The following is a 6,000-nucleotide window of genomic DNA, read 5'->3' as shown; positions in this document are numbered from 1 at the left end:
TTCAAAACTTATTTTTTGTTTTTCCTCGAATAACGAATCAATCTGTATCTTACTTTTTCAGCAAGCCCTAAGTAAAAAAATACTTTTATTCTTAAGGAATAGTTTGTAGCAATCCCTTTTTAAGCTGAAGTAGCCAGCGACTATAGCCATAAGAATTATGAGTTGATAGTTCCGGTCCGCAATAAGTTTGACTAGCTAAATTAATTGCGCGGTAGAAATAGCTATCTTTTTGTCTACTCTTCTCATCTTGTATCATCTCAAAAGCGATACTCCACCACAAAGAATTCTCAACCCTAATTAAAGTTAATTCGCTTTTCACATCCTGAATTTGACGCTGTTGACGTTCTTTATGGACGGGAATCCAATAATTTTTAGGAATTATCTTAATGGAGTTGAGATAAAACTCACTCTCTAAGTTATCGATAACCCATTTACACCATTGTTCGATATTCCCTTTCCATATTGTCTTACCATCTATATTGCTGAAATCACGGGTTCCTAGCTCTTGCTGCTGTAGTTTAAGCTCTAAATTTCCCTGACGCGATTTGAGATTAAATTCTTCATCTCTCCTTAGGTCGAGGTTAAGTAAGCGAAATTTCTGAAAATTCTTAACGTGACCGTGAAAATATAAATCTTCTCTAACTTCGACTTGTGGGAATAGTTCCCCCGGACATTCAACCTCAAACCAGTGTCGTACTACTGTAGGAGGTATACCTTTTACAAACCAGCGTAACTCTAATGTTTTTTGCACCAGTAATTTTCACCTCAACTTTGGCTTATGCAATCTCTCTAATTGTTTATTTGGCTATCCTTATATAACAGTGGTGCGAACGCTAATAATATTATGTATGCCATCGATTCAACTAAATACAGAGCTTACTTAAAAGTGGAATCCCAGTAAATTCCAATAAGCTAAAAAAGGAATAAAAGCCAAGGATACAAATGCAATCAAAGAGTAATGAAGCCGCCTAACAACAGACTAGTATTTATTCTTCCAAGCAAGTATAGTAAAAATTAATAACACCCCAGTTAAAATTGAACTCAAAATTGGCAAACAAAGTAGTAATTAAGCGCTTTAGCCACGGCATAAACATTTCATTTCAATTTAAGCTAAGATTCACGGCTTATTAATTTATTAGTTAATAACAAAAAATAAGCGCAAGCCAAAATTTAGTAATATAAAGTAGTTTCTTTATTTAGATTAGTCTCGAATTAGTACCTCTGATTCCATCATTAGAAAGAGATTTATTATTCCTTTACATACTTCGTGCGACTGACATAAGCAAAGCCGAAACTGCAGGCTCTGTAGAATATTTACAGGATTTACCCACTGACAAATCTGCAGAGGTTTAATATACAAGTTTTTGTAGATAGGCGTATCGAAAAACAAGTAAGAAAGAATCTAACATAGTTTACTGATTCGCGTTCTACTTTTTCTTAAGTTTGCAAATCTTCTAGTTTCACCTGCTTACCCGACTCATCAGTCCGATAAACCCATTCCCGTTGTCCGTCACTCACTACAACTTTCCAACCGGGAACTATTACTTGAGCGCAAACTTCTCCAGGTTGTGCTAAACCCAAGCAGCTATTCCCCCAACTTTGCTTTTGCGTTTCAGTTATCCGAAGTGTGGCTACGGTTTTACTGCTACGCTTTGCTGCATCGCTTAAAACTGCACTTTGGACATCTGACGGTAATTCTTGATTCCGAGATGAGTTGGGGGTTTCAGTAGGTGTGGGTGTAGAAGCAGATTCCCTTGGGGGTGGATTTGTTTGAGTGTTGGTACAAGAAGCTGCAGAAAATATCAATGTACACAAAGCGGTTACGAGTATAGTTTTACGAAGTAAGTTGAACCAAGGATACTTCATGGGCAGATATTTCATAAACCGTAAGACCTTTTCTCCAATTTCGTATTTTATTCTTAAGACTGCGCTGGCTAAAATATTGTGGTTAATGTAACGTTTTTCGAATTGTAAATAAAGTTTTTATAGTTTTTTGGATATCCCAATCAATAATTACTTCCTTTGGAAAGATATATCTATCAGCTTATTGCAAATTCCAGTAGATTTACTGAGTGTTAATATAGTCCAAGAACAAACACCTTTATCAATTACTCATCTTGATGGACTTCTAAGGCGATCGCTAGAAGCTAAATCTCAGAAGGCTGTCGTAATTTTTGTAACTTAAGCACAGTAATAGAAAACATCACCCACAAATAACCGACCCCGTAACCAGCAAACACATCCGTGGGCCAGTGTACACCTAAATACAGCCGACTTAAACCTACAGCGCCAATCAAAATAACGGCGAAACTATAGATGATGATGGCAAATTTTGGGTAATGGGAAGCGAGCAAATATGCTATAAAACCATACAATACCATTGAACCTAAGGCATGACCGCTGGGGTAGCTGTAAGACTTTTCCGTAATTAATTGCTCCCAAAGTTGCGGGCGTTGTTTGCTAAAAGCGAATTTCAAACTATAGCTGAGAACTGTAGCTCCAAGAACATGAAAACCAAATATTTTGGCTTCTTGGGGATACCTTTTCCACAATAGCGTAATAAACGTAACGCCGACGACAGTTACAAGTATGATCGGATCGCCTATTTTTGTAATACTAAGCATGATGCTATCCCATGTGGGATTAGCATACTGATGTATCCATAACAAAATGGCTTTATCAAAAGCAAAGGCTTCTTTCTCCCAAACTTCTTCTGAAAGTTGTGCTAAAAGATAAATAACTAATAAACAAGTAGCTAAACCGGTAACTCCAACGGTAGCAATCAGAGAAATCAAATGAGGATGTACGCGAGAAAACCAGAAGTCAATTAGTTTGCGGAGCAAATTTTGCATAATTATGCATGAAAAATAAAAGGTCTATAAGAAAAAATTGATATGGTTTTGGTGTAGCTATTTTGAAAATATATTTTTTTAATATTTTCTTAAGTTTGGAAATTACTGTAAGACTAAGGGTAATGATTAGTCGTTTTATCAAAGGATATTAAACTTATACCATAACTAGAATTCTACTATTTTTTATTCCTAACTTCGTGTTTATATCTCTCGATGAGTAACCCTAGTCTTCAAGACAGATAAACGATCCCCTTATTTTTCTTAAACTTAAATTACTAATAGATTAAATTTGAGTTAATGATTAAATATGAATATTTGCCCTTGTTGTTCTAACCTGTTATTACGTCATATTGCTCAAGGTAGAACTTATTGGTTATGCATCCATTGTCGTCAGGAAATGCCAAATTTCAGGCTGGAGTTAGCTGTAAGTACATGTGGTAGTACTAAACCTAAATCTGAGTTAGTTGCACCTCTTTTAAGGATAAGAGAAGAGGAGGAGAAATGGAAAGTGTGGGGTGTGGGGAAAGTCCCAACAGTTATAAAGGAGATTTGAAAGCAGGATTTATATAAAAAATACTTTTTTTACTGTATGAAAGATACATCTGTCAGTGTCAGCACACCTGCATTCAGTAAAGTTCATATTTGAAGAAAACCTTGAATTTAAAGAGCCAATCTCTATCAGTTTGTTCGATTTAGCAAAACTAACTCAGCAACTGCTACAGCTATTTCTGTCGGGTCGATAGGTTTAGATAGATGTAGATCAAACCCAGCATTGAGAGTCTTTTGTTTATCTTCTTCTTGGGCGTAAGCGGTTAAAGCGACCGTCGCGAATGGTAGGCGCGTTTTATTTCCCTGAAGTTTAGCTTCGTTCTCCCCCAACCGTTGACGAATTTTACTTATTAGATCATAACCATCTTCTTCTGGCATAGCTATATCGCTAATTAAAATATCCGGAGGCTGGTGATCGAATGCTTCCAAAGCTTCTCTAACTCCACTTGTGGAAGTAACTGTTGCACCGCATTGTTCCAACACTATCGTCACAAACTCACGAGAATCATCCTCATCTTCTACTAAGAGTATATTTAAATTACTCAGATCTGGAAACTCATTTAAGGGATCTGCTAACAAAAACGGCTGTTCCTTACTGCTAGTATCGCTGGTAACTGGTAGGGGTAACTTTACGGTAAATGTACTGCCTTTGCCTTTACCAGGACTCTCAGCGAACACTTCTCCTCCGTGCCCTTCCACTATGTAGCGCACAATTGCTAACCCCAATCCCAAGCCGCTATATTTGCGTTTGGAAGTCCCCTCTACCTGATTGAAACGATCAAAGATATAGGGAATATACTTCGCTTCAATTCCTATCCCCGTATCAATAACTCGGATTTGAGCGTAACTTTGGATTTCTTCGAGATTAATATTAACCGTACCTCCAATTGGTGTAAATTTGATTGCATTAACTAGTAAATTCCATATAACTTGTTGCAAGCGAGAAAAATCGCCATAAATATTTTCTAAGTCTGAATTTTTCTCAAATCTTAAATTTATTCTTTTGGCACGAGCAGATAAAGACACCGTATCTAATGCGACATTAATTACTTTCCCTAGGTCAATTGGTGCAACTTGCAATTCTAATTTACCGCGAATAATTCGCGAAACATCCAGTAAATCATCAATCAATTGAGCCTGAGTTTTGGAATTACGTTTAATAATTTCCAGACCGCGAGCCATTTGTTTTGGGCCGATTTTAGGGCGGTTAATAATTTGCACCCACCCAAGAATTGCATTCAGTGGAGTCCGTAATTCATGAGAAAGTGTAGCTAAGAATTCGTCTTTAATGCGGTTGGCTGCTTCTGCCTCGGCGCGAGCTTCTTGTTCGCGCTCCAGAAGTTGGTTGCGCTCAATTTCTGCTTGTTTCTGCTGCGTTATGTCTTCAATTACGCCTTCATAGTAAAGTAATTCACCCCATTCACTACGAATTGCTTGAGCGCTATGACGCACCCAAATTAACTCATTATTCCAGCGACGAAGCTGAACTTCATCACTTTTGAGAATCCCAACCGTATCAAGTTTGGCTTTCCATTCAAGGTAGATTGTGGGGTCGACATAAAAATCTATTCTTTGATTTCGTAATAATTCTTCTTGCCCGTCCTGATAGCCAAGCAATTTAATCAAAGTCGAGTTTGCTTCTAAAACTGTTCCGGTTGGGGTAAGACGATACAAACCAATAGGTACACCTTCAAATAAAAGGCGGTAACGCTTTTCTAACTCTAATCTTGCTTTTCGCTCTTGCTCTCGTTCCCAGATAGAACGGACAGTGATTGCTAACCTTGTATAGTGTTTGGGCGACTTAATTATATAATCATCCAAACCCAACTTCATTGCTTCGACAGCAATTTCTTCATTACCCGTTCCAGTAAACATAACTACCGGACAGTCAGGGTATTTTTTTTTAATTGTTCGTAATATATCGAGTCCTGTTGTCCAGCGAAGTTGATAGTCTGTAATGACAAAGTTAAAATTTTTCTGCTCTAGTACTTGGGCAAATTCTCTACTATTACTTACTTGAGTTGTCTTTACTTGGAAGAATTGCTCTTTTAACTCCCGTAATGCCAACATGCGGTCATTTGGGTTATCGTCAATTAGCAACGCTCTCAGATTTTCACCTACCATAAATGTTTTCCAAAATCTGTCCAGTTGCGTGGCAAAAATTGCTATTTTTCTTAAATTTTTGTTTAGAGCCTCAGAGGTGATTTATAAAGTAGGCATTAATGAGCGAGAGCAATAAAGTATAACCCGAAGAGCGTCTATTTTTTAGGGCTTGAGTACCTGAAATACCAGAGTTCTAAAATTAATTCTTTACCTGCCAGGGTTCGAGCGGACTTAATAAATCAGCTTTAAAGCTAATAAATAGATTATACAATTTAGTGTTAAGGGAGAGAAGTCCTACACCTAAATTACGACGAGTGGTAGTTATACTTGGTGGCAGTGCTTACGTCTGGCTGAGATAAAAGTGAAAATACAAGCCTGGAATATTAAGCCTGAGATATAAGATATTAATTAAATTTATAAACCAATATTAAAAATCTCATTTGAGTTTTGAAAGTATACTAAAGTTCAAAAGGTTATAGCGCAAAACTGGAAAAAA

6 protein-coding genes are annotated in these 6,000 nt (G+C 37.1%); 2 read left to right on the top strand and 4 right to left on the bottom strand.

The features are described from left to right. Positions 1 to 91 precede the first annotated feature (91 nt). Positions 92 to 751, bottom strand: coding sequence for a hypothetical protein (locus BC008_RS01065; RefSeq protein WP_027845387.1), 660 nt, complete (start codon positions 749 to 751; stop codon positions 92 to 94). 686 nt (positions 752 to 1,437) lie between these two features. After that, entirely contained in the window at positions 1,438 to 1,881 is a 444-nt protein-coding gene (locus BC008_RS01060) for a hypothetical protein (RefSeq protein ID WP_153009500.1), read from the bottom strand. 112 nt (positions 1,882 to 1,993) lie between these two features. On the opposite strand from BC008_RS01060, the gene BC008_RS49220 reads away from it, so the two are divergent. Beyond that, a complete protein-coding gene (locus BC008_RS49220; RefSeq protein WP_161938062.1) occupies positions 1,994 to 2,185 on the top strand; it encodes a hypothetical protein in 192 nt (63 codons plus the stop codon). On the opposite strand, the gene BC008_RS01055 is transcribed toward BC008_RS49220, so the two are convergent. Further along, positions 2,148 to 2,852: a phosphatase PAP2 family protein gene (locus tag BC008_RS01055; RefSeq protein ID WP_321170063.1), complete on the bottom strand. Its 705-nt coding sequence runs from the start codon at positions 2,850 to 2,852 to the stop codon at positions 2,148 to 2,150. The genes BC008_RS49220 and BC008_RS01055 overlap by 38 nt on opposite strands. Before the next feature lie 307 nt (positions 2,853 to 3,159). Between BC008_RS01055 and BC008_RS50230 the strand changes: the two genes are divergently transcribed. Continuing rightward, entirely contained in the window at positions 3,160 to 3,405 is a 246-nt protein-coding gene (locus tag BC008_RS50230) for a hypothetical protein (RefSeq protein ID WP_072207669.1), read from the top strand. Positions 3,406 to 3,530: 125 nt separating this feature from the next. Here BC008_RS50230 and BC008_RS01050 read toward each other — a convergent pair whose 3' ends face one another. Beyond that, complete coding sequence (locus BC008_RS01050; protein WP_036267291.1) at positions 3,531 to 5,525, bottom strand: ATP-binding response regulator; 1,995 nt, start codon at positions 5,523 to 5,525, stop codon at positions 3,531 to 3,533. Positions 5,526 to 6,000 lie beyond the last annotated feature (475 nt).

Source organism: Mastigocoleus testarum BC008 (assembly GCF_001456025.1).
In the GTDB taxonomy this organism is placed as follows: domain Bacteria; phylum Cyanobacteriota; class Cyanobacteriia; order Cyanobacteriales; family Nostocaceae; genus Mastigocoleus; species Mastigocoleus testarum.
Note: the sequence above shows the minus strand (reverse complement) of the source record. Positions and strands in the feature narration are given on the sequence as shown.